The 23,623-nt window shown below is 43.2% G+C and carries 22 protein-coding genes and 1 pseudogene; 9 read left to right on the top strand and 14 right to left on the bottom strand.

Features of this window, described 5'->3' with window-relative positions:
• A partial coding sequence (locus V7K27_RS23055; RefSeq protein ID WP_334950405.1) for a tetratricopeptide repeat protein occupies positions 1 to 1,842 on the bottom strand: 1,842 nt, incomplete at its 3' end.
• Between the two features lie 134 nt (positions 1,843 to 1,976).
• Between V7K27_RS23055 and V7K27_RS23050 the strand changes: the two genes are divergently transcribed.
• Entirely contained in the window at positions 1,977 to 2,222 is a 246-nt protein-coding gene (locus V7K27_RS23050) for a hypothetical protein (protein WP_334950404.1), read from the top strand.
• Positions 2,223 to 2,423: 201 nt separating this feature from the next.
• Entirely contained in the window at positions 2,424 to 2,762 is a 339-nt protein-coding gene (locus V7K27_RS23045; protein ID WP_334950403.1) for a hypothetical protein, read from the top strand.
• Here the strand turns inward: V7K27_RS23045 and V7K27_RS23040 are convergent.
• The 3 genes from V7K27_RS23040 to nfi all read right to left on the bottom strand — a co-directional run bounded on the left by V7K27_RS23040 (position 2,754) and on the right by nfi (position 6,148).
• On the bottom strand, positions 2,754 to 4,709 hold the full coding sequence (locus tag V7K27_RS23040; protein ID WP_334950401.1) for an FHA domain-containing protein: 1,956 nt from the start codon (positions 4,707 to 4,709) through the stop codon (positions 2,754 to 2,756). The genes V7K27_RS23045 and V7K27_RS23040 overlap by 9 nt on opposite strands.
• 131 nt (positions 4,710 to 4,840) lie before the next feature.
• Positions 4,841 to 5,335 carry an FHA domain-containing protein gene (locus tag V7K27_RS23035; RefSeq protein WP_334950399.1) on the bottom strand — a complete coding sequence of 165 codons (495 nt, stop codon included), beginning with the start codon at positions 5,333 to 5,335 and terminating at the stop codon, positions 4,841 to 4,843.
• Positions 5,336 to 5,482: 147 nt separating this feature from the next.
• The gene (nfi, locus tag V7K27_RS23030; protein ID WP_334950397.1) at positions 5,483 to 6,148 is read right to left on the bottom strand and encodes a deoxyribonuclease V; all 666 of its coding nucleotides are present in this window, start codon (positions 6,146 to 6,148) and stop codon (positions 5,483 to 5,485) included.
• Positions 6,149 to 6,390: 242 nt separating this feature from the next.
• Between nfi and V7K27_RS23025 the strand changes: the two genes are divergently transcribed.
• The 5 genes from V7K27_RS23025 (at position 6,391) to V7K27_RS23005 (ending at position 9,611) form a co-directional block, all read left to right on the top strand.
• Positions 6,391 to 6,912, top strand: a complete 522-nt coding sequence (locus tag V7K27_RS23025) for a hypothetical protein (protein WP_334950395.1) — start codon at positions 6,391 to 6,393, stop codon at positions 6,910 to 6,912.
• A 179-nt stretch (positions 6,913 to 7,091) separates the two neighbouring features.
• Complete coding sequence (locus tag V7K27_RS23020) at positions 7,092 to 8,630, top strand: hypothetical protein (protein WP_334950394.1); 1,539 nt, start codon at positions 7,092 to 7,094, stop codon at positions 8,628 to 8,630.
• A gap of 187 nt (positions 8,631 to 8,817) precedes the next feature.
• The gene (locus tag V7K27_RS23015) at positions 8,818 to 9,024 is read left to right on the top strand and encodes a hypothetical protein (RefSeq protein ID WP_334950393.1); all 207 of its coding nucleotides are present in this window, start codon (positions 8,818 to 8,820) and stop codon (positions 9,022 to 9,024) included.
• 15 nt (positions 9,025 to 9,039) lie between these two features.
• Positions 9,040 to 9,246 (top strand): hypothetical protein, encoded by a 207-nt coding sequence (locus tag V7K27_RS23010; protein ID WP_334950392.1) that lies wholly within the window; start codon positions 9,040 to 9,042, stop codon positions 9,244 to 9,246.
• On the top strand, positions 9,246 to 9,611 hold the full coding sequence (locus V7K27_RS23005; RefSeq protein WP_334950391.1) for a hypothetical protein: 366 nt from the start codon (positions 9,246 to 9,248) through the stop codon (positions 9,609 to 9,611). The genes V7K27_RS23010 and V7K27_RS23005 overlap by 1 nt, the downstream gene beginning before the upstream one ends.
• A gap of 377 nt (positions 9,612 to 9,988) precedes the next feature.
• On the opposite strand, the gene V7K27_RS23000 is transcribed toward V7K27_RS23005, so the two are convergent.
• The 6 genes from V7K27_RS23000 to V7K27_RS22975 form a co-directional block, all read right to left on the bottom strand.
• Positions 9,989 to 11,257 carry a DNA cytosine methyltransferase gene (locus V7K27_RS23000; RefSeq protein WP_334950390.1) on the bottom strand — a complete coding sequence of 423 codons (1,269 nt, stop codon included), beginning with the start codon at positions 11,255 to 11,257 and terminating at the stop codon, positions 9,989 to 9,991.
• Between the two features lie 84 nt (positions 11,258 to 11,341).
• On the bottom strand, positions 11,342 to 12,511 hold the full coding sequence (gene lpxB, locus V7K27_RS22995) for a lipid-A-disaccharide synthase (protein WP_334950389.1): 1,170 nt from the start codon (positions 12,509 to 12,511) through the stop codon (positions 11,342 to 11,344).
• A 439-nt stretch (positions 12,512 to 12,950) separates the two neighbouring features.
• Positions 12,951 to 13,769, bottom strand: coding sequence for an acyl-ACP--UDP-N-acetylglucosamine O-acyltransferase (gene lpxA, locus V7K27_RS22990; RefSeq protein WP_334950388.1), 819 nt, complete (start codon positions 13,767 to 13,769; stop codon positions 12,951 to 12,953).
• A gap of 311 nt (positions 13,770 to 14,080) precedes the next feature.
• Positions 14,081 to 14,611, bottom strand: a complete 531-nt coding sequence (gene fabZ, locus V7K27_RS22985) for a 3-hydroxyacyl-ACP dehydratase FabZ (RefSeq protein WP_334950387.1) — start codon at positions 14,609 to 14,611, stop codon at positions 14,081 to 14,083.
• A gap of 99 nt (positions 14,612 to 14,710) precedes the next feature.
• The gene (gene lpxC / locus V7K27_RS22980) at positions 14,711 to 15,559 is read right to left on the bottom strand and encodes a UDP-3-O-acyl-N-acetylglucosamine deacetylase (RefSeq protein ID WP_334950386.1); all 849 of its coding nucleotides are present in this window, start codon (positions 15,557 to 15,559) and stop codon (positions 14,711 to 14,713) included.
• Positions 15,560 to 15,818: 259 nt separating this feature from the next.
• A complete protein-coding gene (locus V7K27_RS22975; protein WP_334950385.1) occupies positions 15,819 to 18,455 on the bottom strand; it encodes a BamA/TamA family outer membrane protein in 2,637 nt (878 codons plus the stop codon).
• A gap of 7 nt (positions 18,456 to 18,462) precedes the next feature.
• Between V7K27_RS22975 and V7K27_RS22970 the strand changes: the two genes are divergently transcribed.
• Positions 18,463 to 18,585 carry a hypothetical protein gene (locus V7K27_RS22970; RefSeq protein WP_334950384.1) on the top strand — a complete coding sequence of 41 codons (123 nt, stop codon included), beginning with the start codon at positions 18,463 to 18,465 and terminating at the stop codon, positions 18,583 to 18,585.
• An 11-nt stretch (positions 18,586 to 18,596) separates the two neighbouring features.
• Here V7K27_RS22970 and purC read toward each other — a convergent pair whose 3' ends face one another.
• Positions 18,597 to 19,334 carry a phosphoribosylaminoimidazolesuccinocarboxamide synthase gene (gene purC, locus V7K27_RS22965; protein WP_334950383.1) on the bottom strand — a complete coding sequence of 246 codons (738 nt, stop codon included), beginning with the start codon at positions 19,332 to 19,334 and terminating at the stop codon, positions 18,597 to 18,599.
• Between the two features lie 934 nt (positions 19,335 to 20,268).
• Here purC and V7K27_RS22960 point away from each other — a divergent pair.
• Entirely contained in the window at positions 20,269 to 20,532 is a 264-nt protein-coding gene (locus V7K27_RS22960) for a DUF7219 family protein (protein WP_334950382.1), read from the top strand.
• Here V7K27_RS22960 and V7K27_RS22955 read toward each other — a convergent pair.
• The 3 genes and pseudogenes from V7K27_RS22955 to V7K27_RS22945 all read right to left on the bottom strand — a co-directional run.
• Positions 20,479 to 20,658 carry a hypothetical protein gene (locus tag V7K27_RS22955; RefSeq protein WP_334950381.1) on the bottom strand — a complete coding sequence of 60 codons (180 nt, stop codon included), beginning with the start codon at positions 20,656 to 20,658 and terminating at the stop codon, positions 20,479 to 20,481. The genes V7K27_RS22960 and V7K27_RS22955 overlap by 54 nt on opposite strands.
• 4 nt (positions 20,659 to 20,662) lie before the next feature.
• Complete coding sequence (locus V7K27_RS22950; protein WP_334950380.1) at positions 20,663 to 23,284, bottom strand: GAF domain-containing protein; 2,622 nt, start codon at positions 23,282 to 23,284, stop codon at positions 20,663 to 20,665.
• 128 nt (positions 23,285 to 23,412) lie between these two features.
• Positions 23,413 to 23,623 (bottom strand): annotated as a pseudogene (locus V7K27_RS22945) (hypothetical protein); the annotation flags it as partial.

Genomic DNA, 23,623 nt, shown 5'->3' with positions numbered 1-23,623 from the left:
GGCGACATCGAGATGGTTGTCTCCTTGTAGGCGTTTTGTCAGTTCCAAAGCTTGCAGATACAGAGGTTCAGCTTCGCTGTAGCGTCCTGTAGATTCGTAGAGTCCTGCGAGATTGTTCAAGCTAGTGGCGACATCGAGATGGTTGTCTCCTTGTAGGCGTTTTGTCAGTTCCAAAGCTTGCAGATACAGAGGTTCAGCTTCGCTGTAGCGTCCTGTAGATTTGTAGAGTCCTGCAAGATTGTTCAGGGTAGCGGCGACATTGGGATGTTCTAAACCAAGACGATTCTTAGCGACCTCTACACATAGTTTGTACCAAGGTTCTGCTTGCTGATAAAGTCCTTGACCTTTATAAAACCAGCCTAAGCGTGTGAAAGGCCAAATTAAATCCTCATTGCTGAGATAGTCGGATAAGTGGGTTGCAACTTCTGCAATGTGAGAGATAAAGGGAGTGAGATTTAAAATATCTTCACGGTTAGGCTGTTGCGGAATTTGCTTTGCCACCTCTACCATCTGCGCTGTAAAGTTTGTTTTCACCTCATCTGCATTACTTAACTCATCCAACTTCATTTGGAAAAATTGCCGAATCAGTGGATGTAGACGATATATTCCTTTGCTTTGTCGTTGTAGTAAATGCAGTTTCCGCAAATTAGCTATAGCTTTCTCCCAGAATTCTTGTGCATCATCATCTTCTATCGCCTCAACAGAAAAAGGAATATCAGCCAAGGCATACAAACTTAGCCAACAGCCAACACCTTGTGCATTTTCATCCAACTGTTCCCAACTCAATTCAAAAGCTTCAGCAACGCCGTGTTCATAACGCATCAATGGGTTAGCCTTGGCTATTGCTTCATGTTCAAGTCGCTTTTTCTCTAGCCGCTTCAGCAGTGTTTCCAGAGACAAATCTGGCATTGTATCCAGATATCGCCCCACTAACTCTAACGCCAAAGGCAAATATCCCAAGAATTTACAAATTCTTCTCGCAACCCAAGGTTCGCTTTTCAGTCGTTCTCTATCAACAACCAGCAATTTTAATAATTTCATTGCCGCCAATGGTTTGAGAACACCCAAAGGTAATTGCGGCAAAGTTCTATCAAATTTCTCGCGCGTTGTCAGCAATACTTTAAACCGGGGTGATTCTGGGGGTAGATAACGCTGAACCTGTGTTTTGTAGTCAGTGACATTATCAAACACCAGCAGCACTTCACCTTGTTGCCAATTTTCCCAGCAGTATTTCAGCCTATCTGCTAATTCCCAATCGTCCGGTGCAATTCTGTTGAATTTTAATTCAAAAAATCTGAGAATCTGAATTCTGACATCTATTCCCTGTGCAGATAACCAGCAAACTCCGCCTTGATAATTCTGCAAGTGCTGTTTCGCGTATTGGGTAGCGAGTTCAGTTTTGCCTACTCCACCCATACCCGCCACAGCGACAATTGCAACTTGCCGAGATGTTTGTAATAGCTGGTGCAGTTTTTGTAGTTCCGCTTCACGTCCCACAAATTTTTCAAATGGGACAGCAGGAGGAATATTTTCATAAGTTTTTTTAATTGTGGGGTGGGCATCTTGCCCGCCATTATATTTCCTTGTCAGGCAAGCCCGTAACTTTTCTAGTCTTCCCCGGCTTTTAAAAGCGGCTAACTCAGGATAACTGTTGGCGAACTTTTTATAAACGCCAGTCATCCGCTTTGTGAAAGCATCTTCTTCGATACCTAGTTCGATGGCAAGATTCAATTCACTCTTTTCTAAATTTTCACTCTTCAACCGCTTTACAAAAGCTGCCCTTTGCTCTGAAGTTAAGCAATTGGTATCAGCTTCTTTTTCTAAAAAATCAGCCCATTGCATAGACAGCTTGTGAGATTTCTTCTCGATTCTACTTAATTTCTACCTTCTCTCTACTTTGTCTCCATGTCTAGGGAATCTCCTCTTCTTCTGGCAGAAATACCATTTGCATATAAAGATTTAAAAGAGGTTCTGCCGTGAAAACTGCCTTAACAACTCCAGTCAACTCCAATCAAACGACCCAAACTTCCCAATTAATCCCCGCCTCGCCAACATCACTAGAGAATCCATCTACTTGGATGCGAGATGGATACAGCCCCACTGAAATTATTCTTGCGGCGGCAATTTTAACTTCATTGTCGATTGGGGGAATTGCCAGAGTGATTGTGGCGATTACAGGTTTAGTTAAAACTTTAGTACGCCCGACAAGCAAAAAAAACTAAATAGGGGAACTGGCAAAGGCAAATTCTTTGCTTCGTTGCTATCCCGCCTCGGAATCAATTCCGAGACTAATAGCCTAAGTCCGTTGAAACGGACTAAATTTAATTAATTTGGGTCAGTTTTAACTGACTTATGCTGTTAGCCTGGGATTTGAATCGCAGGCGGACTGAAAATATCGCCCGTTACTTGAGCCACTTGAGCCTTTGAACTTGAACATTGAGCCTCTGAACTTGAACGTTGAGCTTCTGAACCTCAAAGTTGCACCTTTTAACTTGAACGTTGAGCCTCTGAACCTCGAAGTTGCACCTTTTAACTTGAACGTTGAGCCTTTGAACCTGAACGTTGAGCCTCTGAACCTGAACGTTGAGCCTTTGAGCCTGAACGTTGAGCCTCTGAACCTGAACGTTGAGCCTTTGAGCCTCGAAATTGCACCTTTTAACCTCGAAGTTGCACCTTTGAACCTCAAATTTCGAGTTTGGTACTCAAAACAGCTAGATAAATACTGTATTCCTCCTGCCTTCTGCCTTCTAATACTAAGGTGACTGATTTAACACCCACTTCAACCACTGCCCAAAGGAACTCACAACATTCAACCTTTGAACTCCAGTAGCACGGGTGGCGGCGAGTCCATCAACGGCGACTAATGCAGCATACTGCAAGCCCAAAAAACTATCAACTGCTGCATAAGGGCCACCTAATGTAATAGCCCCAGCAGCATACATTTGACCTCTATCACTACGCATTTCTACTAATTCAAAATTGTTCGCTACAGCCAATCGCCCCAGATGATTCACTGGGAGGTTGTAATGTTTCACCAAATCTGCTATTAGAGGATTGGTATCTACCTTGGCATCCAGTCCAGTAGCATCAACAATAAAGTCAGCTAGCAATTTCATTTCCCCAAAGCTTTGCTCTCGAATACGGGTAATAGTCCGATTTTGGCCATCTCGTTCTACATCCAGCACCTCACCAAAGGTAATTTGATACCAGCCTTCGCTTAACCCTTGGGCAGTAATTTGCTGCCAGTCGTGGCGGTCGGCGGTGGTAGTTCCACCCCAATCTGCTAGTAAGCCTTTGCGTTCGTCGGGACTCGCTTTTTCTAATATTGCCCGGAGTTCGCCGCCCCAACAGGCTTTAGGCCAGTTAAAGGGTTGAAATTCGTAATGATTTTTGACTAGGCGTTGGGCATTTTGAAATTTGTTGCCTTGGGGTTTAGGCGATCGCATTAAATGCAAAACTGAAATATTCTGATTTCGCTTTCTAGCTTCATAAATGCGCTGAAAAATCCGCGAAGCGACAATTCCCCGCCCCCGAATCAAGACGATACCACCTTGTTGCTCTAGTTGCTGATAAACATGATCGTGTGCCTCATAAGCATTGACGACTGATTTAAAATCTTGATATTTTTCTCTATAAGCTTGCAAATCTGGGAGAAACTGAATCGCTGGATACCCAGTAGCTAAATGTAAATAACGACTAACTAAAAAAGCATAATTTCCTGGGCCGCGAGAATAGGCTACGCAATATCTGCCATCATCAGTTTTGCGAATTCCCCGAACTCGCCCATAGCGATAAATTTGATTCCAGCCGATGCGCTTCGCCTCCCGGTCTATGGAATCAAAGACATTACCCGCACGGGGAGTATAAGTTTCTGCAAATGTTGGTTCAGCAAACACTTGCCACAAATACTTGAATGCTGATATAATTTCTCCCTTAGTGAAATCGTGCCAAGCCTCACGCAACGCATAACTAGGCCAGCCCCAAATATTATCAGGACAAGAGTCAGAATTAGAACGCAGTCTTTCATGTAAGGGAATTTGCGAATTCAAACACAGGCGCTTGTAACGAGCATAAGGTTCCGCCTCTAATCCCAAAGCCACAATTTTGTCAGCACGTACACCACTAATTCGCAGTAAATCAGCCCAAAAAAAGCTACCCAGTCCCGCCCCGATCGCGAGATAATCAGATTCATCTACTGGTAATCCTGTAGCATGAAGTGCTTGCACAGCGACCTTTTCCGCCTGAAATGCCAATGGCGGGAAATTACTTGCCAAGGGCGTTAGCGGCTGGACTACAGGCAAGGTGGGGTCTGGAAGATTGGTATTTGCATTGAAGTGAATCGTTGAAGGGAGGCTGGTATTTGGTGTAAAGGTGGTAGCAGCAAATGTGACTGCGATCGCATAGGGGCCAATTTGCAACGTATCGCCATTAGCCAGAATACTGCGCGTTTGTGGTTGACCGTTGACATACACACCGTTAACGCTATTTTGGTCAATCACCACCAAATGGTCTTGTTCCCAGTCAATTAGAGCATGATAGCGAGAAACTTCGTTACTGTTAAGCAGCATCCTCGAAACCCGCACTCCCCTAAGTTCAGCAGGTAAACGAGCGAATTCTCGACCAAAAGCGATCGGCATACTCAACCTTGGTTCTCGCCGTTCACCCGTCGCTGGTTCTTCCCAACTCAATTGGATTTGTTCATTAGTCATTTGTCATTTGTCATTTGTCATTTGTCATTTGTCATTTGTCATTGGGCATTGCTTATTCTCCTCATCTCCCTCATCTCCCTCATCTCCCTCATCTCCCCACTCCCCACTCCCCACTCCCCACTCCCCACTCCCTAACTCCCCACTACAATCACACTCACCGCCGCAGCTAAAGATGTTCCACACCAACGACAGCCTATGTATAGATTCTCTCCTGGGGAAACTTTATGACATTTGGGGCATTCTAAGCCATAAACTCCTGGCTGTGGATGCGGTGGCAGCAAAATTGTTGCTGGAATGCTACCCGTGGAAATACTAGTAACATTGAGTTTTATTTGTCCCAAAGAGATACTACTGCCTTCCGTTAAAGGCATTTCACCTTGAACTAAGGGACTTCCATCGACAAGGGGGGGATTTTGCGATCGCAAATTCCTGATATAAAAGCGCTGGCGATCAAAAAATATTTCAACGTGCAGACCAGAAACAGTAGGGTGACTCAGAACAATGTCGCACCGGAGGCGATCGCGACCGATGCGGACAGTTCCAGGATTTTGACTTGGCTGTTGTTCGTAAATATTCTGAGTTTTATCTTGGCCTGCATCGTGCCACTGTAAAGTTAGTTCGTTCATTGTTCTAACTTCATAACTCATATTTAGCTATTTCAACCTCTTCATGTGCGATTCGTAACACGATTGAGTCGCTGCAAGCAAGTATTTAGAAAAAACTTCATCTCCCCTCTCCTTGCTAAGGAGAGGGGTTGGGGGTGAGGTTTCGCTTTATTTCGCCGAGGCTAATTTATCAGCAATCCGTGTAGTTTCTGGCAGCCGATATTTGGGTGTGCAGCGTAATACATAGTCAATCGCTGTCGGTAAACTAATTCGATGACCACTGGAGATGTAGAGAGGTTTTACTCCTGTGCGCGATCGCAAAACTGCCCCAACCGTTTCACCTTTATATATCAGTGGTTGTCTGCTGCCTTTGATTTCTGCCAATTCCTCATGCTTACCTACCAACAACGATTTAGCTACACCAATTGTCGGTATATCCACAAGTAACCCTAAATGGCAAGCTATACCTAATCTGCGTGGATGGGCAATTCCCTGACCATCACATAGGATGATATCTGGTATTGTTTTAATCTTCTCCAAGGCATCGAGAACAGCTGGAATTTCCCGAAATGAGAGAAACCCAGGAATATAAGGAAAGGTCGTAGGACGGTGTGCTAGGCTTGTCTCGATTACTTGCAAATCAGGAAAACTCAATACTGCGACAGCTGCACGGCTAATTGTTCCATCAGCTTCAAAACCCATATCTACGCCAGCAACGTACTGGATAGGTTCTTGCAGTTGATCCTCTGTAATTACTTGATGTCGCAGCTTTTCTTGGATAACTATGGCTTCTTCCAGGGTCGAAGGCCAAGCATGATCTCGATAAAACTTCATATTGAAATTTGGAATTAAACTGATTAATATTAATCCTGTTAATTTTGCAATCACAAAACAAGAGTTTTTGATGCTGATACAGGGAAAAGATATTTATTGCAAAAGTCTGCGAGCGACTATCTTTATAGTAGATATTTTAGCCCAGGTTAGCTGATATCTTGGATCATAATGTTACTTAAGGCTGTGAAGAGGGAATCCTGAGAATATAAGTTTATTTTCCTAGATTTTCTCTTTTACTGGTTATGACACAGCTGAATATTCTAAAACTTGCAAAACAGGGAGATACGGAGGCGATCGCATCTCTGATGAACCGCCACCTACACCCCAAAGGAATCGCTGCAAAAGTTGCCTTCAAAGATACTTGCTTAGAGGTAATGATAGAATCTGCCGAAGTACCAAATCAGCAAATTTTAGTTGCATTTGTCCGCAGAGGGTTAAGGGCTTTAGGCGCTGCATCTGTTGAAATAGTGAAAGTTTATGGACAACAAACGGGTAAGGAGTTTCCAGCTTGGAGTCAAGAGTTTGATTTAGGTATAGCAGAAGCTGAACTAGAAGCAGTAGATAATGAACAATCTTCTAGTAATCCTCAAACCCTAACTATTTGCATTAACTTAAGTGGCGATACTGCACGCGGATTAACAAACCAAGATTTTGAAATTATTGCTAATCAAATAAGCACTGATATTTTATCATCTTGTACTGACGTTTTTATTCAAAAAGTAAGTATTAGTAATGGTAGCTCTGTAATTACAAAAGAACGCTAATTTTTTGTTTCACGCAGAGTCACAGAGAGAGCTTAAAATCGGGGCTTTTATAATAAGTTTAATAAATCTATGTAAACTTTAAACATTGGGCTGGAAATATTCTGAAAATGTTCCTTTTACCTGTAAATGGGGAATCCTGAGATAGAAGATATTATTTCAGGTTTTGGGATTTATTGGTTATGAAACAGCCGAATCTTTTAGAACTTGCTAAACAGGGAGATGCATCGGCGATCGCATCAGTAATTAATTACCTTTTGAAACCAAAAGGTATTACTGCCAAAGTCATCTTGAAAGATGGTTGCTTACAGGTAATGCTGGAATCATTTCAAGTACCGGAGCAAGAATCATCAGTCACTTTTATTCGTAAACTAATAATCAAGTTGGAAGCTAAACCTATTAAGTCTGTAAAAATGTATGGAAAAAGGACAGGACAAACCTCAGTAAGCTGGATAGATTATTTAAATTTGACTCCTGAGAATGAGGAGACTAAAAAACATTCCAGTATTTTAGAACTAGCTAAACAGGGAAAATACGAAACACTCTCTCAAATATGGCCAGTTTGGTTTCCTTATCCTAGTTCTTGGCTCAGGGCAATTATTCTAGTTCCCATAGCATTTCCTGGTACACGTTTAATAGTATTTGGATTGGTTGGAGTATTTATATCAGTTCTCGGTAAAAGCCCTATATTATTAGTATTTTCTGTTTTATTCGGCTTATTAATACCAACAATTTTCTTAGCCTTTATCTACCATATTTTCTGGTTTATTTGGCAAAAGCCTAAATCAGCTAATAAATTACCTAAATGGATACCTACTTTGAATAGCTTATGGGCAGGTTTCTATGGCACAATCGTAATGGGATTATCTTTTATCCTAATCCTAACTATGTTTTCGGAATTAGCTTTCTCTAGTTGCAATTTTTACCATGAAGTACCGGAATACTTAGGTAGCTGTGCTGGGCATTTAACAGGACGCGCAACAAACGGAATTTTTTACAGCATTGAACATAATGATTTTTTAAGTCAACGTTGGTTCATGATTTGGATGTTCACTGCCGCATATCTATACCAATTAGAACACTTAGTAATAAAACGCTTCATTCCAAAGCTGAAAGTTAGACTCCAAAGCTTTCAAACTAGACCTAAAAGCTACAGTATTGATCGTACAGATTTAGAAATTGACAGATTGCGTGGTGATACGGGTCTAAGCCAAATGAAAAAAGGCAAAACGCAGCATTTGCCCATAAAATCACTAGCCGAATATCATTATCAAACTCCTAACAATTTAAAGAAAAAACTGCTGATAATCATGCTAATTTCCTTGGTTGCCATTGGAGTATATTTATTAGCAAAAATTCCAAAAATGAAAGAAAAGGCACTAACTTCTATAGCTTCTCAAGTTATGTCGCCAACTCCATTTGCAACAGCACTCACACCTCAAACTGATACATTCCGAGAGGCTGTTAATCAAGCAATCAGTGCTGCAAAACTAACCCAATCAGCAAAATCTCCAGATGATTGGAAGATAGTTATGAGTCAGTGGGAATCTGCGATCGCACTTATGAAAACCGTACCATCTTCTAGCCCCAATTATATAGTAGCTCAACAAAAAATCAAAGAATATCAGAGAAATTTAAACTACGCTGAGAAAAATTCTGTCGGTAATAAGGAAAGCGATGTCTACGACGGGCGTAGATGCAGCACCTCAAAGTTAAACTAGAAAAAGCAGTGCGACATTTATAAACTCCGTTCATTCACTTTAGGAGATATCAAAAGCTTGTACCAATGTTTGGTTGATGTTTTATTGGCTAACCCTTCTATCTATAAACAGCAAAGGTTGGTTTAAATTTTCGATAATGGCTTTTCAACTGGTGAACACTTGAAGGAAGTATCCAAGGAGCTATTAAATGACTGATGAGGACAAAATGATCTATAAGCTAAAAGTACACAGAGATTTTATTGGGTGGGTTATAGACAAGTTAAAGGAGGAAGAAATCTCAGCCAAAAGAACAACTGGTGGTGACAGAAATAGTGCCATATTGATCATTAAGCCAGAAGACGTTCCACGAGTCAAAGAGATAGTCCGCAATATTGATCATAAATATAATAGTTAGTATAAGAATAACACAATGTCATATATCGAAATCAAGACTCGTAAGATTATCGATGCAACCTTGGCGCAGAAAATTATAGATAAAGGAACAGTGGTATCAATTCTGACGACAGGAAAAATTACTAAACCTGCTAAGGCGCTGTTTGATGCTGCTGACGTAGCATGGGCAGAAAATATTCCTGAAAGCGAGTTTATGGAGCGTGAGGCTCAGGAGGAAGGCTAATGTTAGACATCACCTTTTATACAAGAAACGGTCAACCGCCACGGAGCGTAGAAGTAGCAGAAGATATTTATGAATGGTTGGCGAAATCTGATTTTTCTAAAATAGGCAAATCTGTACCTATAAAAATTTTAGTAGAGGGTGAAAAGGAGAAAATACCTCTGGTTCAATTAACTAAACGTAATCGCAAGAATCTAAGAACTTTTTTAGGTGAGGAGATTATCCGCGAAAGTGATGCTGTATTAACTGAGCTTGGAGACTCGCCTTCAAAAAAAGAATATCAGGATGGAACTAACCTACTTAGTAAGTTACACGAGTTGCTGAAGTGTGTCGAAAATGAACATTATTTGTATCTTCAGCGAGTTTAGTTAAATAATAAAGGTTAGGAAACAAAGCGCGTAGGCAGCGCGTAGGCGTAGCTCGCCGACGGAGAAGTCCTAATAATAGTCCGACATATCCATTCCCTCAAACTAAGGAGGATTTGAGGGAAATGGAAGAGATACTCAAGAAAAAACTGAGTAGTGGTGGAGAGGCTGTCTAATTAGTTGAAAGGTTTGACGAAGGGTTCAGATAGTGAAATCTTGCAGATATTACAACTCAGGGCTATTTCATTCTAGACAGAAACCGCCCAGAACTGAAGTTCTTTGGCTTTTAGCTAAAGTCCGTTAAAACGGACTATAACCTTTTCTTAGTCGTCTTTAGACGAATGAGTGCTATTAGACTCACAATTCATTCTGAGGCGGACTTACCAGTCACGCTGATAATATTGTGCCGCTTGCGACATATTAAATTGTAATAGCTTCTCATCTCCCAATTTGTATCGGAAACTCGGCTTCAAAGGCGAAATATTCAAACTGCGAATAATTTCCGCCGCCACAGCCTTTGCTAGTAGTGGTGGTACAGAGTTACCAACTTGCCGAAATCCGTGCCATTTAGTTACATGAAATCTAAACCAATCGGGGTAAGAATGCAATCTCGCCGCTTCTCTAACTGTAATACAGCGCGGCGTAATTGGATGAATTGGTCTAGGAGATGTAAAAGAACCTCTATATTTATCTGTTCCGGCTCTTAAAGTATTGCAGACACCAGCAGGATGCAGCTTATAAAAACGACTAATTTTTTCTCTCTCGCCTTGTTGAGTCTCCTGAAAACGTTTAATAGTCTCCGCAGAATGTTTCGTTCTTAAACTTGAAGAAAGTATTCGCAAATCATATTCACGTTTGTAAGAATAATCATCGTCTAGGCATTTGATACCGCGAAGTACAAGAGCATATTTACTAGGTTTTCCGTATTCTGCTACGACCCAATTTCTTGTTAATAACTCAGGATATTTTTCTATTTCTGGTAAATCTCCAATTGCATTCCATACCGTAGGACTCGATGGAATATCAGATATTTTTTTAGAAGTTAAATTATTTGGTAATGCTTGTTTAGTAATCGGCTGAGGGTATTTCGGTAACTCGACATCTTCTCTTGCACCGATGAGAAATAATCTCTCACGCGATTGTGGTACTCCGTAATTTGCAGCGTTGAGAATTTGGTAATTTTCTTCTACTTTATAGCCGTGAATTCTAAACTCGCTGATTAAGGTTTGGAGGATTTGTTTATGTTCGCCAACTGTGATCCCCCGGACATTTTCCATCACAAAGAACTTCGGTTTTAGCTCAAAAACCAGCCGATGAAAGTGAAACACCAAAGAGTTTCGGGGATCATCAACAGCCCGTTTACCAATTAGGGAAAATCCTTGACATGGTGAGCCACAAATTACCACATCAATTTCGCGATCGCCAATCTTAGACCGATTCCTAATTTCTTCCCCGGTTGTATCCACAACACTTTTACATAACACCGAGCAATAAGGAAAGTTAAACTCATGTGTTGCACAGTGGATCGGGTCGATTTCCACAGAAGCCAGCACATCAAAACCAGCTTGTTCAAAGCCAAGAGTCATTCCGCCTGCACCAGCAAATAAGTCAACTGCGATCGCTCGTTGTTTTCTCATCTCATAAGCCATGACACCTCTAAAGGGATTGGGTATCGCGTATTAAATATACAAAATTTTCCCACTCCCCACTCCCCACTCCCCACTCCCCACTCCCTACTCCCCACTCCCCACTCGCATTTGCAAAATTTCTTGAGCCGCGCGATCGCACACTCCAATTTCTCCTAAACACTGCCGCATTTCCTGATAATCTAGCAAAGTTTGCTCTCTGCGACTGGGATTGAGTAGCAGTTCCATCGCCGCTTGGATAATATTCTCTGGTGTGGCTTGCTCTTGTAAAAATTCTGGCACAATCGGCTTCATCACTACTAAATTAGGTGGCGATGCAAAGGTTATAGAACCTTTGAGGATTTTACGAGCGATCCAAGCAGTCAGGGAACTTAGGCGGTAAACTACAACTTGCGGCACATTTAACAAAGCAAGTTCTAAGTTCACAGTACCAGATTTGCTAATGGCTAAATCAGCCGCAGCAAAAACTTCCTTTTGTTGACCTAATAGAACTGTAGCCCGCAAACGGTAACGCTTAACGGCCTCCTCAATTGGCTGTCTATAGACTTCCAGCGACAGAGGAATCCAGAAATGAACTTCAGGTAATTTAGCTTGAATAGTTTGGGCAGCTTGAAAAATAATTGGTACAAGATATTTTAGTTCTTGGTGGCGAGAGACGGGGAGGAGTGCGATCGCAATTTGTTCTGGTGCAATCCCCAATCTTCCACGAGCGAGTTGGCGACTAGGAGCGTCTTGCATTCGGTCAACCAAAGGATGCCCTACCCAAATAACTTTTGCGCCTTGTTCCCGAAAGTAACGGGCTTCTTGTGGGAAGATTGCCAACAGCTTGTCTGTAAAGCCAACAATCCGGTTAGTTCTACGCAAATTGACTGACCAAGCCCACTCTTGGGGAGCGATATAATACACCACAGGCACATCTGGCAGATGCTGTTTCATGTAAGTCCCAATTCCGATATTCGGACTCATATAATCGATCAGCACTACCAAATCCGGTGGATTTTGTTTTAAGGAAGCGATCGCTTTACGTTGAACCTGGAGAGTCGGTAAAATATAAGGTAGCCCTTCTAGAATACCCATTGAGCCAATACTACTGGTATTTCCCAGCAGAGTTGCCCCAGCCTCTACCATTTTTTCGCCACCCAGCGCCACAATCTCTAATTCCAACCCAATCGCTTCAGCTTGACGCTTCAGTGCCGCAATTAGCAGCGATCCTTGTAAATCGCCAGATACTTCGCCAGTGCTGATAAATATCCGCATTTGATAATTAGTAATTAGTAAAAATTAGGAGTGAGGAGTTAGGAGTTAAAAATTTAATTCATCAACTCATAACTCATAAATTATGATCTCTGGGCAATTAACCACAATTCCTCAGAACCCTCGCCGTCAGCTACGCTCTTACTCCCCTCCCCGCGCAAGCGAGGAGGGGTGTTTTGATTATGGGTAATTCGACAGATACGCTCCTACTCCCCTCTCGAAGAGCGGGGAGGGGTTGGGGGTGGGGTGCTTTGATTATGGGTAATTCTACAGATACGCTCCTACTCCCCTCTCGAAGAGCGGGGAGGGGTTGGGTATGGGGTGCTTTGACTATGGCTAATTCGCCAGCTACGCTCCTACTCCCCTCTCGAAGAGCGGGGAGGGGTTGGGGGTGGGGTGCTTTGATTATGGGTAATTCGACAGACATGATATACCTCACATCTCACGATTCATCGCTCACGCCTTTTTTCCCCTTACCAGGAATCAAACCACGTCTTCCCGGCATCTGAGAAAGTAGCAGAAAGCGGCGCAGATGCTGCAATTCTTCGCTATCCCCTAACAATTCCAACTGTTCCAAAGCATCTTTAAAGGACAAATCAGAACGGTAGAGAATGCGGAAAGCTTTTTTCAGCATTTGCAAATCTGCTGAGTCCATACCAGACCGTTTAAGTCCCACAAGGTTGAGGGTTCGTACCCGCGCCGGATTTCCCTCCACCAGCATATATGGGGCTACATCCCGGTCAATACGTGCCATGCCTCCCACCATTGCTTGTCTACCAATACGCACAAATTGATGGACACCTAAAACCCCACTCAGCCTAGCGCGTGACTCTATATGAACATGACCTGCCAACGCCACAGAGTTAGCAATCACTACTTGGTCTTCAATCACGCAGTTATGAGCCACATGGACATAAGCCATCAGCAAGTTACCATCACCAATTACCGTCGCTTCACCGGCACCGGTAGCGCGGTTAATGGTAACGTACTCACGAATCAAGTTATTATCACCAATTTTGACCCAAGTTGGTTCTCCCACAAACTTCAGATCCTGGGGTTCCATGCCGATGGCTGCACCTGTAAAAATCTGATTTTGCGCCCCAATTTCACAAGGTCCCTCTAGCACTGCATGAGCGCCGATTATTGTTTCAGGGCCCACTTTGACATGCGCTCCAATCACAGCATAGGCACCGACTTGCACTGTATGGTGGAGTTCCGATTTCGGATCAATTACAGCAGTTGGATGAATTAGCGTTTTCAAGGGTGAATCTCCAGAACTGTCTTGATAAGCCAGTGCCGGGCGGGGTTTCTCAGGCAGGTGTTACTCTGGTTAAAAGAGTTGTACCGACTGCTGTCCCATCAAGGCAACTGACATTGTTGAGCGGGAAGTATTTCAGTGAACGAAAGTGTCGGGCAAAGCAAGTTAAGTGTGAATGTGAGTGCGTCTCGTAAAGAGGGCGTTGAAAATCAAGAAATTATCAGATGCTGTTGTGGATTTTTTTTAACTGTTATCCTTTTTCAGGATTCAGTAGGGGCATTTCACGGCTATGCCCATACCACGAAAGCAAACTTTTAGTTAACTAGAGAAAACATTAATTCCCCTTCACAAGCAAGTTGACCGTCAACTTCGGCACGACCTTGCATCTTACCGAAACGACGTTGTTTTACCCATAACAGTTCCAACGTCATTACTAGTTGATCCCCCGGTACGACCTGGCGGCGAAAGCGGACTTTATCGATACCAGCGAACACGAACAGCCTGCCTTCTCCCGGAGACATTTGAGTTAGGACAATGCCCCCAACTTGTGCCATTGCTTCGACAATTAGCACCCCTGGCATCAGTGAACGTCCAGGGAAATGTCCTTGGAAATAGGGTTCGTTGATAGTAACATTTTTAACGCCAACAGCTTTTTGACCTGGAACGTAGTCAATTATTTTGTCTACAAGTAAAAATGGGTAGCGGTGTGGTAGCAATTTCTGAATTTCTTCAGATGTGAAAGTTGTTTTAATCTCAGAGATGATTTTAGTCTCATTTATAGCTTGTGGTTCGGTAGATGTCGGTGTAGTCGTATCGATGGTATTCACTTCAGTGAGGATTGACATTGGCCGTGTGGTTAATTTTTCATTTGAAAGTTGAGTAGGCAGGCGTATATCGAAAGCCTTAATAATCCTGGATTTTAGGCTTTAGCTCCAATCCAAAATCTAAAATCCAAAATCTAAAATTCTTTGAGCCAATTGAATGTGTAAATTGTGACTGGCTTTATACGCTAAGAAATGAGCAATAGGAAAAGTTCCTAGTAAACTTAAATCTCCTACTAAATCCAATATCTTATGACGCACTGGCTCATTTGCAAATCTCAATGGTGGATTTAGCCAGCCTTCTGGCCCACAAACGAGTGCATTATCCAAACTGCCACCCTTAATTAACCCTGTTTTTTGTAAGTGTTCAATTTGATGCAGTAACCCAAAAGTCCGGGCAGGAGCAATTTGGGCAGCAAAGCTAGCAGCAGCTTTTCCTAGTTCAGCAGTTAGTGACCAACTATGCCATTGATTACCAATGGCGGCCAGGTCAAAATCAATACCGTAACTAAAGCGGGTTTCTGATGCTGGCAGGGCACATACAAAGGCGTCCCCTTGATAGACCCATATTGGTTCTGTAACAGTTAAGGGAACTTGGTTATTAACGGGTTGTGATCCTAAGCCAACTTCGGCAATATTGGCTGTCCACACACTTGCCGAACCATCCAAAAGTGGAACCTCTGGGCCATCTATTTCAATACGGGCATTATCCACACCCATACCCGAAAGCGCTGCCAACAAATGTTCTACCGTGCGAACATATACTTCACCCTTGCCCAACTGAGTTGAGAGAACAGTGTGACTAACTGCCGCAACTTGGGCTGGAATGATCGGCAAATCCGGTAAATCCACCCGCACAAAGTAACGTCCACTTCCCGCCTCAGCTGGTAGTATCCGCACCTGGGTATTCACACCGCTATGCAGTCCCACTCCAGTTTGAGTGATTTGATCTGCTAGAGTGTGTTGTTGCATAACCGAAAAGTCAATATATTTCCTTTAGTATTGTTCATCGCCTGTTTTGGTAAAATCCCTGATATTCCCCTAAAAATCTCATTAATCCCTTTATCGGAACAGTATTGAGGCAAATGTAAAAATTAGCAAGCTAATTAGGAAAAGAGAATTGTCATTAGTCCTCTCTTACAAAGTTCTGATCGCCGGAAACCGGCGCTCAGACTTTGCGCTTTGTCCTTTGTTATTCACCAATGACCAATGACTAATGACTAATGACAAATTAAAACCTTTCGCCAATACCAAAATTAATCCGGCTATCACCGTCATCGTTGATACCGTAGTCAATCCGAATTGGCCCTAGTGGAGACTGGACGCGAACGCCAAGACCATAGCCGTAGCCACTCCCGTTCTTATTGAGCACATCAGCTGCTAGGGTACTAGTACCAAGGTCACTGCCGATATCAAAAAATAGTGCGCCACTGACTACTGAAAAAACTGGGAACCGATACTCAACTGATGCTTGCACATAACTGCGTCCACTACCTAATGCTCCTTCTTCATAACCCCGGACGGAGTTGCTACCCCCAAGGGTAAAAGCTTCGTAGGGAGGCAAGTCACCGAAAACGGTTCCTGCTTGGAAGTTAAATGCTAGAGTTTGCGCCCCTTTTTTGGAGAAGCTAATCAACTTGACGGGGATATATTGGCTGTAGCTACCCCGTAATCTGGTGAGAAAAATATTCCCTAGTCCCAGAGGAACTGACTGATCGATTCCCAAGCGGAGATAAGAACCACTGGTAGGTTGCAAGGGGTTATTACGGAGATCGCGCTGTACCCCTAGTTGTAATAGCACCAAGTCGTCTTCACCTCCACCAGAGAAGGTCAGTGGAACTTCTTGGCTGATGCGGTTCCCATTATTATCATCAAATATCGCTCCTGTTTTTCTGAGATTGCCATCGGCATCACGGGCGGAAACTCGTTGATACTGTAAACCGGCTGAGGCTGTCCATACGGAAGTTTTGTAGGGATTAGAGGACAGAGGACGGGTAAAGGTGACACCACCACCGAGACGGAGAATGCGGGGGCTATCCTGAGAATCTGTATTAGTGGGATTCTTTGGGTCAAATGTTCTAATATCCTGATCTTTGCCATCAAAAATCAACGAAATGGAACTGCGGCGAAAAAGATTGACCGTGTAGGAAGTTCGGTGGGGATCTCCGGCGATCCAGGGGTCTGTATACCGCAGATCAAACAGCAGTTCCCGCTCTCCCACCTGTACTTCTGCACCCAGCTTTTGGTTCCTACCGTTCAGGTTTTGCTGTTGATAGCTAACCGTCCCAAACAGTCCGCTAGCAGAACTAATCCCTGCGCCAGCCGCAATAGAACCGCTACCACGTTCAGCTACATTCACCACTACATCCACCTTACTGGGGTCACTACCAGGGTCAAGGGAGACATTTACATCTTCAAACAGTCCCAGTCCATACACGCGCTGTAGGTCTTTTTGCACCGTGTTGCGGTTGAATACCTGTCCTGGCTTTAATTCCAATTCTCGTGTAATGATGTAATCTTGCGTCCGTCCCCGAATCGGTTGTCCCTTCTCGTCTGTCTCCTGACCATCTTTATTGCGGAACCGGACTCTAATATTTTCTACTACCCCTTCTGCTATTTGTAAGGTAACAACACCGTTTTCAGAGACTTGTGGCGCTCCAATCACGTTGGCTAGCACGTAACCTTGGTCTTGATACCGCTTGTTTAACTGCTTGATGGCTTCCTGCAAGTCACGCAAGTTGAGGATTTTGCCATACTGCTGGCGAAAGACTTCATCTACAGTGTTAGGTGGTAGTACGGAAGCAACACCAGTGCCAGGATTGGCTTGTACTTGTACCTTGGTGAGGACGGGGTTAGGCTGTACAACAAAGCTGACTCGCACTCCCAAGGGGGTATCTTCTGGCGCTGCTTGGACGTTGGAGAAGAAACCAGTACCAAAGATGGCGTTAATATCTTCTTGCAGTTGGCTGCGAGTTGTCGTTCGTCCTGGCTGGGTACGAATTACTTTATAAACTTGATCTTCCAGTTCTGGTGATAGTTGCCCAGCCTGCGATCTAACTAATACTTCCGACACCAGTACGCGGGGATCATTGGCTTCTGGGGCTGTGTTGGGTTGAGTATTTCCCGGAGTTGTCGGCGGGTTAACATTCTGCGGATTTGGAGTCGCGCCTGGGCTTGGGGTAGGTGTTCGTTGTTGACTACCTGGAAGTGGAATGTCTGGAGCGGTTGATGGTTCTGGAGTTGTGGGTAATAAAGGTTCTGTTGTCGGTGGATTGACATTTTCTGGGGCTGGAGTTGTCCCAGGAGTTTGGGAAGGTGTTTGTTGTTGACTACCTGGGGGGGAAATTACTGGAGCGGTTGATGGTTCTGGAGTTGTGGGTAATAAAGGTTCGGTTGTCGGTGGATTGACATTTTCTGGGGCTGGAGTTGTCTCAAGAGTTGGGGGAGGTGTTGGTTGTTGACTAGCTGGTGGTGGAATAACTGGAGCGGGAGATGGCTGTTGAGTAGGGTTGGGATTTATTTGAGAGGTTTGTGCAGTTCTTGGCGTTGTCGAGGTTGGTACTATTACCTCTGATGTTGCTGCATCGACGCCCAACCCAGGCATCGCTGCTGGTTTGCCAGTATAAACTGGGACAACGCCAGATTGGAGATGTTCCGCCTCTGTAAGCCCTGTGGGATTAGGTCGAGATTTTAGACTCTCACTAGTGTAAGCCTGACCAGTGTCCTTTTCTGGCTGCTGATTTGTTTCTAGTGTCAAAACTTCTGTTGTCTGTTTTGAACCTTTGGCGGCTTCTGCATTTGCACTCATTGAGCCGCCCAAAGGGACTGCAATTGCTACTGCTGCCAGCAATACGGGAGATAAACGCATTTTACTTATGATTCCTATTCACGACCACACACACACCATTACAAATTTGTCATTGGGCATTGGGCATTGGGCATTGGGCATTATTTACAAAGGACAAATGACAAATGACAATCCACACGAGTTTAATTGATTTTTACCCACTTAACTATTACTCTCTACTGCTTTTAGCACTCTTTGTAAAACTTCCTGATAGGCATCCTCTACATTTCCTAAGTCTCGGCGAAAGCGGTCTTTGTCCATTATCCGGCGGTTTGAGTCCTCTTCTGCGGTATCCCACAAACGGCAGGTGTCGGGGCTAATTTCGTCTGCCAAGAGCAACTGCTGTTGTGAGTCCAAACCAAACTCTAGTTTGAAGTCTACTAGGGTAATGCCGCACTTCTGCCAAAAGTTAGTCAGAAATTCGTTGATTTGCAATGCTAGATGTGTAATTGCGTCTACTTGTTCCGCAGTAGCTAGTTCTAGCAGGTATAGGCGATCGCTTGTCAACAAAGGATCTCCTAACTGATCGTTTTTGTAATAAAACTCAACCAAAGGCTGTTTCAGAATTGTACCCACTGGTAAACCTGTTTGCTGAGACAGACTGCCAGCAACAATATTTCTGATCACTACTTCTAAAGGTAAAATCTTTACTGCTCTCACCCGCATCTGATTTGGGGCAGGGCTGTCGATAAAGTGAGTTTTTATACCATTTGCCTCCAACTGTTTAAAAAGCTGGCTGGAAATGCTACAATTAATTTTTCCTTTCCCTTGGATGCTGCCACGTTTTTGGGCGTTAAACGCCGTGGCGTCATCCTTAAAATCAGCCAACAAGACTTCGGGATCGTCCGTTGTATAGAGAATTTTCGCTTTGCCTTCGTATAACTTGGAATTAACAGACATGGTGGCAGGTAAAGTTTTAGGCGATGGACAAAAGTTGTCCTTTGAGGCTTCACCATTTTATCTTTAGTTATTAACTATTACTCGACCAACCCAAAATTGCTGGGTGAGGGTGGGGAGTAGGGAGTAGGGAGTGGGGAGTGGAGAGTAGGGAAAGTTTTTTCGTTTTGTGAAATTTTTGGATACCTAGCAAAGTTGGTTTGGTGGACTACTATTAGCCATTGGTGATTATTTAAGAGGGCACGGGGCTGCCGATAATTGGACAAAGGGACTGGGGAGGATCAGGGAGTACTGAGTGCTAAATGGGGAATCTCACTTCTTTACTCACAACTCTTAACTCGGAACTATTTTGCCCCAGTTGCCAAAGATTCAGAACTGAATTTCTAACTTTTAACAGAGGACAATTGGCTTTGATACATGGTATTTTCGCCTAAGTACTTTAATTTATAGATTTGCAATTATTTTTGCTAGGAAAATTATCATAGGACATACGCATATACTTTGTATAGTTTATAACTCAGATTTTCCATCGAAGTTAATTACAATCCGAACTTCATAAATTAAGATGAGATAAATTGACAACTGGGAGGAAAATCAAATATTCTCTATAGTTATTTTTGCAGTAAATTGTTTGTAATATTTACAACAAAAGTATTTCAAGTTTGATCTTCTAGTCTCAAAATCTGAATTAACCAATTCCCGCACCATCGGTTGGAAAAGGAATTGAATGATTTGATTTGCCTAAGTCTGACACAAGAAAGATTAGGGTAGCTAGTACCGCAAGGCGGAAGTCAAAAGTCAAAAGTCAAAAGTCAAAAGATTGATATATCAAGGCTTGTGCCTATTTGAAATGGTAGGTTTATTTACGCCGTGTTGTGCTAGTGATTAAGCTTTAGAGATTCAAACAGAAGGGGAGTTGAATAAATTGGAGAACAAAATGGTGAACAAGGATGATTTTCTCTACCCTCGTGGTCGCTACTATGGTCAGGTAAAGCCAGAGAACTTGGTTTTTAATGCGAATCTACAGGAATTTGCCCAGCGAGTAAGCTACATTTGCAGCTTAGAAACAGGTGGAAAACTGCCTCCAGGTGCAGCTTACGAACAAATAAAGGATCTATGGAAACAGTTGAAACGCTCAAAAAAAGAGCTAAGAATTGGCGAAGATCCGTTTCAGGATGATCAGGGGGAGGGTCAAGGTTGAGGGAGATGAGGGGGATGAGGGGGATGAGGGGGATGAGGGGGATGAGGGGGATGAGGGGGATGAAGGGGATGAGGAGAATGACAAATGACAAATGACAAATGACAAATGACAAATGACAAATGACAAATGACTATTTAGTAAGCATTGTCCAGACACCATCCCAGGACTCTGGGGGCGGCGTTTGTTGATAATTACGAGCGCGTTCTAGGTGGATATCAACAGCTTGGTCTTGGGGTTGGATGTATTTGGCGGCTTGAAAACAGACGATCGCTTGTGAGAAGTTGCGCGATAAATAAGCGGAGCGTCCAGTATGATAGTGAAACAAAAACTCTTGAGTGTTGGCATCTAGGGGAGTAGTGCGATCGCTAATTAATTCGTAGATATTCACCGCTTGGTGTTTCCCTTTGACGCGAATTTTATCTAACTGGCGCACCCAAATGCGATCGCTGCATAGCTGGTAAGTAAATTCACTCAAAAGTATATCACAACCATAATCCTTAGTTGCCGCTTCCAAGCGCGAACTCAAATTTACGCCATCTCCAATTACGGTGTAATCCATCCGTTTGCGGGAACCAATATTACCCGAAACTACATCCCCAGAACTAATCCCAATGCCAATACGAATTTGTGGCTGCGCTTGGATAATTCGCCGTTGGTTAAATTCCTCTAGGCGGCGTCGCATATCTAAGGCTGACTGCACAGCCCTCCAAGCATGATTTTCTGTAAGTGGTAGCGGCGCACCAAATACCGCCATTAAAGCATCACCAATAAATTTATCGAGAGTGCCTTCGTAGTTAAAAACCGCCTCCACCATTGTTTCAAAATACTGATTGAGCAGCAATACCACCTCAGCTGCACCAAGATTTTCCGTAAGTGTTGTGTAGCCCCGGATATCAGAAAACAAAATAGTTACTTCCTTGCGCTCACCCACCATTAAAGCATCTTCCCCCAGAGCCATAACTTGTTCGGCTACATGAGGCGTTAGGTAGCGGGACATGGTAGTTTTCATCCGTTTTTCCTGACTGATGTCTTCTAACACGACTAAACCACCGCGTACACCACCTTCTGGGTTAGTTAGGGGATTAACAGTAAGATTTATACTGCGTTCTAATTGTTGCACCTGATTAGAGGTGAGAAACTCAGATTGGGGAGTGAGGGGTAAATTCCAGGGAATGAAAATATCGGGATTAGTGCGATCGCGGACTGCTAAAATTGAATGCTGATTCGTAAGTCCTGAGTATTGAGTCTCGCTTTTAACTCCTAACCCTTCGGCAGGCTCAGGGCATCGCTCCTCACTTATAACTTGATAAAGTCCCACCAGCAAATTTTGCTCTGGCACATAATGTTTAGCTCCAGTTTTTAAACTATCTTCTAGCCGCATTTGGAGATTTTCAATCGGCACAACTTCCCAAACTAGGCGACCAATCAAATTTTGTTCCCACAAAAGCTTGTTGTTCTTAGTATTAGCGTCTCCTATAGGAGAACCCAATAACTCCAATGCCGCATCATTAATCGTGACAATCCGTCCTGCCATATCTGTAGAAATCACAGCATCTGATAGACTTTGCAAAATGTCTTTTTGATACTGTTTTTCTAACAGCACATTTTCAAACAGGCGAGCATTTTCTAAAGCAATTCCTGCCTGAATATTAAAAGCCCGCATAAACTCTTCATCAGAAGCAGTAAAACTATTTTGTTGCTTATTAATTAATTGTGTCACGCCAATTAATTCATTTGCAGAATTAAATACTGGCAAACATAGGATATTACGAGTTCTATAACCAGTTTTTCTATCTGTACTTGGGTCAAAGCGGGGATCTTTATAGGCATCAGAAATATTTAAGGCTTCACCTGTAGAGGCCACATAGCCAGCAATGCCACGGTTAACGGGAATGCGGATTTCTATCAAGTTTGTGCCATCTGCCGCCGCCGCTACTTTCGTCCAGAGTTCGCTCATCTCTTTGCGATATAAAAACAGTGTGCTGCGGTCTGCTTGCATTAAAATTCGAGCTTGTTCCATGACTATCTGCAAAGTTGCTTCTAAATCCAGACTTTGCCCCAGTGTCTGAGTTGCCCGCAACAAAGCCGTTGCGCCTCGTTGATTGCGAGCTGCTACATAAAAAGATTGGCAGCTTTCCAGAATAATCCCAATAGAAGCGGCAAAGTCTCGAAAACGTTCTTCATCATCAGAATTAAACGGAACATTCCCGGTTTTATTAGCTAGTTGAACTACCGCTACAGTCTGGTTTTTGCTACTGATAACCGGCATACATAAAAGATTGTGAATTTTGTAGCCCATTTGTTTTTCAAGTTCTGGGCTAAATAGGGGATGAGTATAAGTTTCAGATATATTTAGATATTCACCTGTACTGGCAACATGACCGGGGATACCCACTGTAATCGGGGTACGAATTTCTAAGAATTTTTGGGTATTATCTTGGGGAACTTTTGACCACAGTTGACCTTTGTCATAGTCAACTAAAAAAATAGCTGTGTGTTCTGCTTGGAGGATTTGACCAATTTTGAGTGTGATAGCTTCTAGCACCTTCTCCAACATAGTTTCTAGAGCTTCATTATTAATCAGTTCAATGGCTCTAAGAAATTGTTGGAACTCAGCAGTTATGAAGTCGAGTAAACAAACAAATTCATTAACAGATAAGTCTTTAACACGATGCAGTAGGGCGTGAGTACGATTAACTTGAGTAAGTTCAGTTAGTGTAGCCAAGACGCTACCAGGGTTGGGGAGTGTCATGGGAATTTTAGATTTTAGATTTTAGATTTTAGATTTTGGGGATTGGGAGGCAATACGGTTCGGTTAACGTGTTCATTCCTCGGAGATCCCCCCAACCCCCCTTAAAAAGGGGGGCTTACAACCCTCTTTTACCCCCTTTTTAAGGGGGTCGCCACAGGCGGGGGGATCTTAACCGAACCGTATTGGATTGGGAGGTTTGAGTCTTTTAGCTCCATTAATGAGTCTTTTAGCTCCATTAATGAGTCTTTGAACTCCATTAATGAGTCTTTTAGCTCCATTAATGAGGCTTTGAACTCCATTAATGAGTCTTTTAGCTCCATTAATGAGGCTTTGAACTCC

It is taken from the genome of Nostoc sp. (genome assembly GCF_036919575.1).
Lineage (GTDB): Bacteria > Cyanobacteriota > Cyanobacteriia > Cyanobacteriales > Nostocaceae > Nostoc.
Note: the sequence above shows the minus strand (reverse complement) of the source record. Positions and strands in the feature narration are given on the sequence as shown.

Bases quoted from the DNA above. Each gene is read 5' to 3' on its own strand.
- fabZ (WP_334950387.1), bottom strand. From the start codon at position 14,611: ATGTCAATCCTCACTGAAGTGAATACCATCGATACGACTACACCGACA.
- V7K27_RS23005 (WP_334950391.1), top strand. From the start codon at position 9,246: ATGTTAGACATCACCTTTTATACAAGAAACGGTCAACCGCCACGGAGC.
- lpxC (WP_334950386.1), bottom strand. From the start codon at position 15,559: ATGCAACAACACACTCTAGCAGATCAAATCACTCAAACTGGAGTGGGA.
- V7K27_RS23035 (WP_334950399.1), bottom strand. From the start codon at position 5,335: ATGAACGAACTAACTTTACAGTGGCACGATGCAGGCCAAGATAAAACT.
- V7K27_RS23020 (WP_334950394.1), top strand. From the start codon at position 7,092: ATGAAACAGCCGAATCTTTTAGAACTTGCTAAACAGGGAGATGCATCG.
- V7K27_RS22950 (WP_334950380.1), bottom strand. From the start codon at position 23,284: ATGACACTCCCCAACCCTGGTAGCGTCTTGGCTACACTAACTGAACTT.
- V7K27_RS22960 (WP_334950382.1), top strand. From the start codon at position 20,269: ATGGTGAACAAGGATGATTTTCTCTACCCTCGTGGTCGCTACTATGGT.
- V7K27_RS22970 (WP_334950384.1), top strand. From the start codon at position 18,463: ATGATTCCTATTCACGACCACACACACACCATTACAAATTTGTCATTG.
- V7K27_RS23015 (WP_334950393.1), top strand. From the start codon at position 8,818: ATGACTGATGAGGACAAAATGATCTATAAGCTAAAAGTACACAGAGAT.
- nfi (WP_334950397.1), bottom strand. From the start codon at position 6,148: ATGAAGTTTTATCGAGATCATGCTTGGCCTTCGACCCTGGAAGAAGCC.
- V7K27_RS23040 (WP_334950401.1), bottom strand. From the start codon at position 4,709: ATGACTAATGAACAAATCCAATTGAGTTGGGAAGAACCAGCGACGGGT.
- V7K27_RS23010 (WP_334950392.1), top strand. From the start codon at position 9,040: ATGTCATATATCGAAATCAAGACTCGTAAGATTATCGATGCAACCTTG.
- lpxB (WP_334950389.1), bottom strand. From the start codon at position 12,511: ATGCGGATATTTATCAGCACTGGCGAAGTATCTGGCGATTTACAAGGA.
- V7K27_RS22975 (WP_334950385.1), bottom strand. From the start codon at position 18,455: ATGCGTTTATCTCCCGTATTGCTGGCAGCAGTAGCAATTGCAGTCCCT.
- purC (WP_334950383.1), bottom strand. From the start codon at position 19,334: ATGTCTGTTAATTCCAAGTTATACGAAGGCAAAGCGAAAATTCTCTAT.
- V7K27_RS23025 (WP_334950395.1), top strand. From the start codon at position 6,391: ATGACACAGCTGAATATTCTAAAACTTGCAAAACAGGGAGATACGGAG.
- V7K27_RS23000 (WP_334950390.1), bottom strand. From the start codon at position 11,257: ATGGCTTATGAGATGAGAAAACAACGAGCGATCGCAGTTGACTTATTT.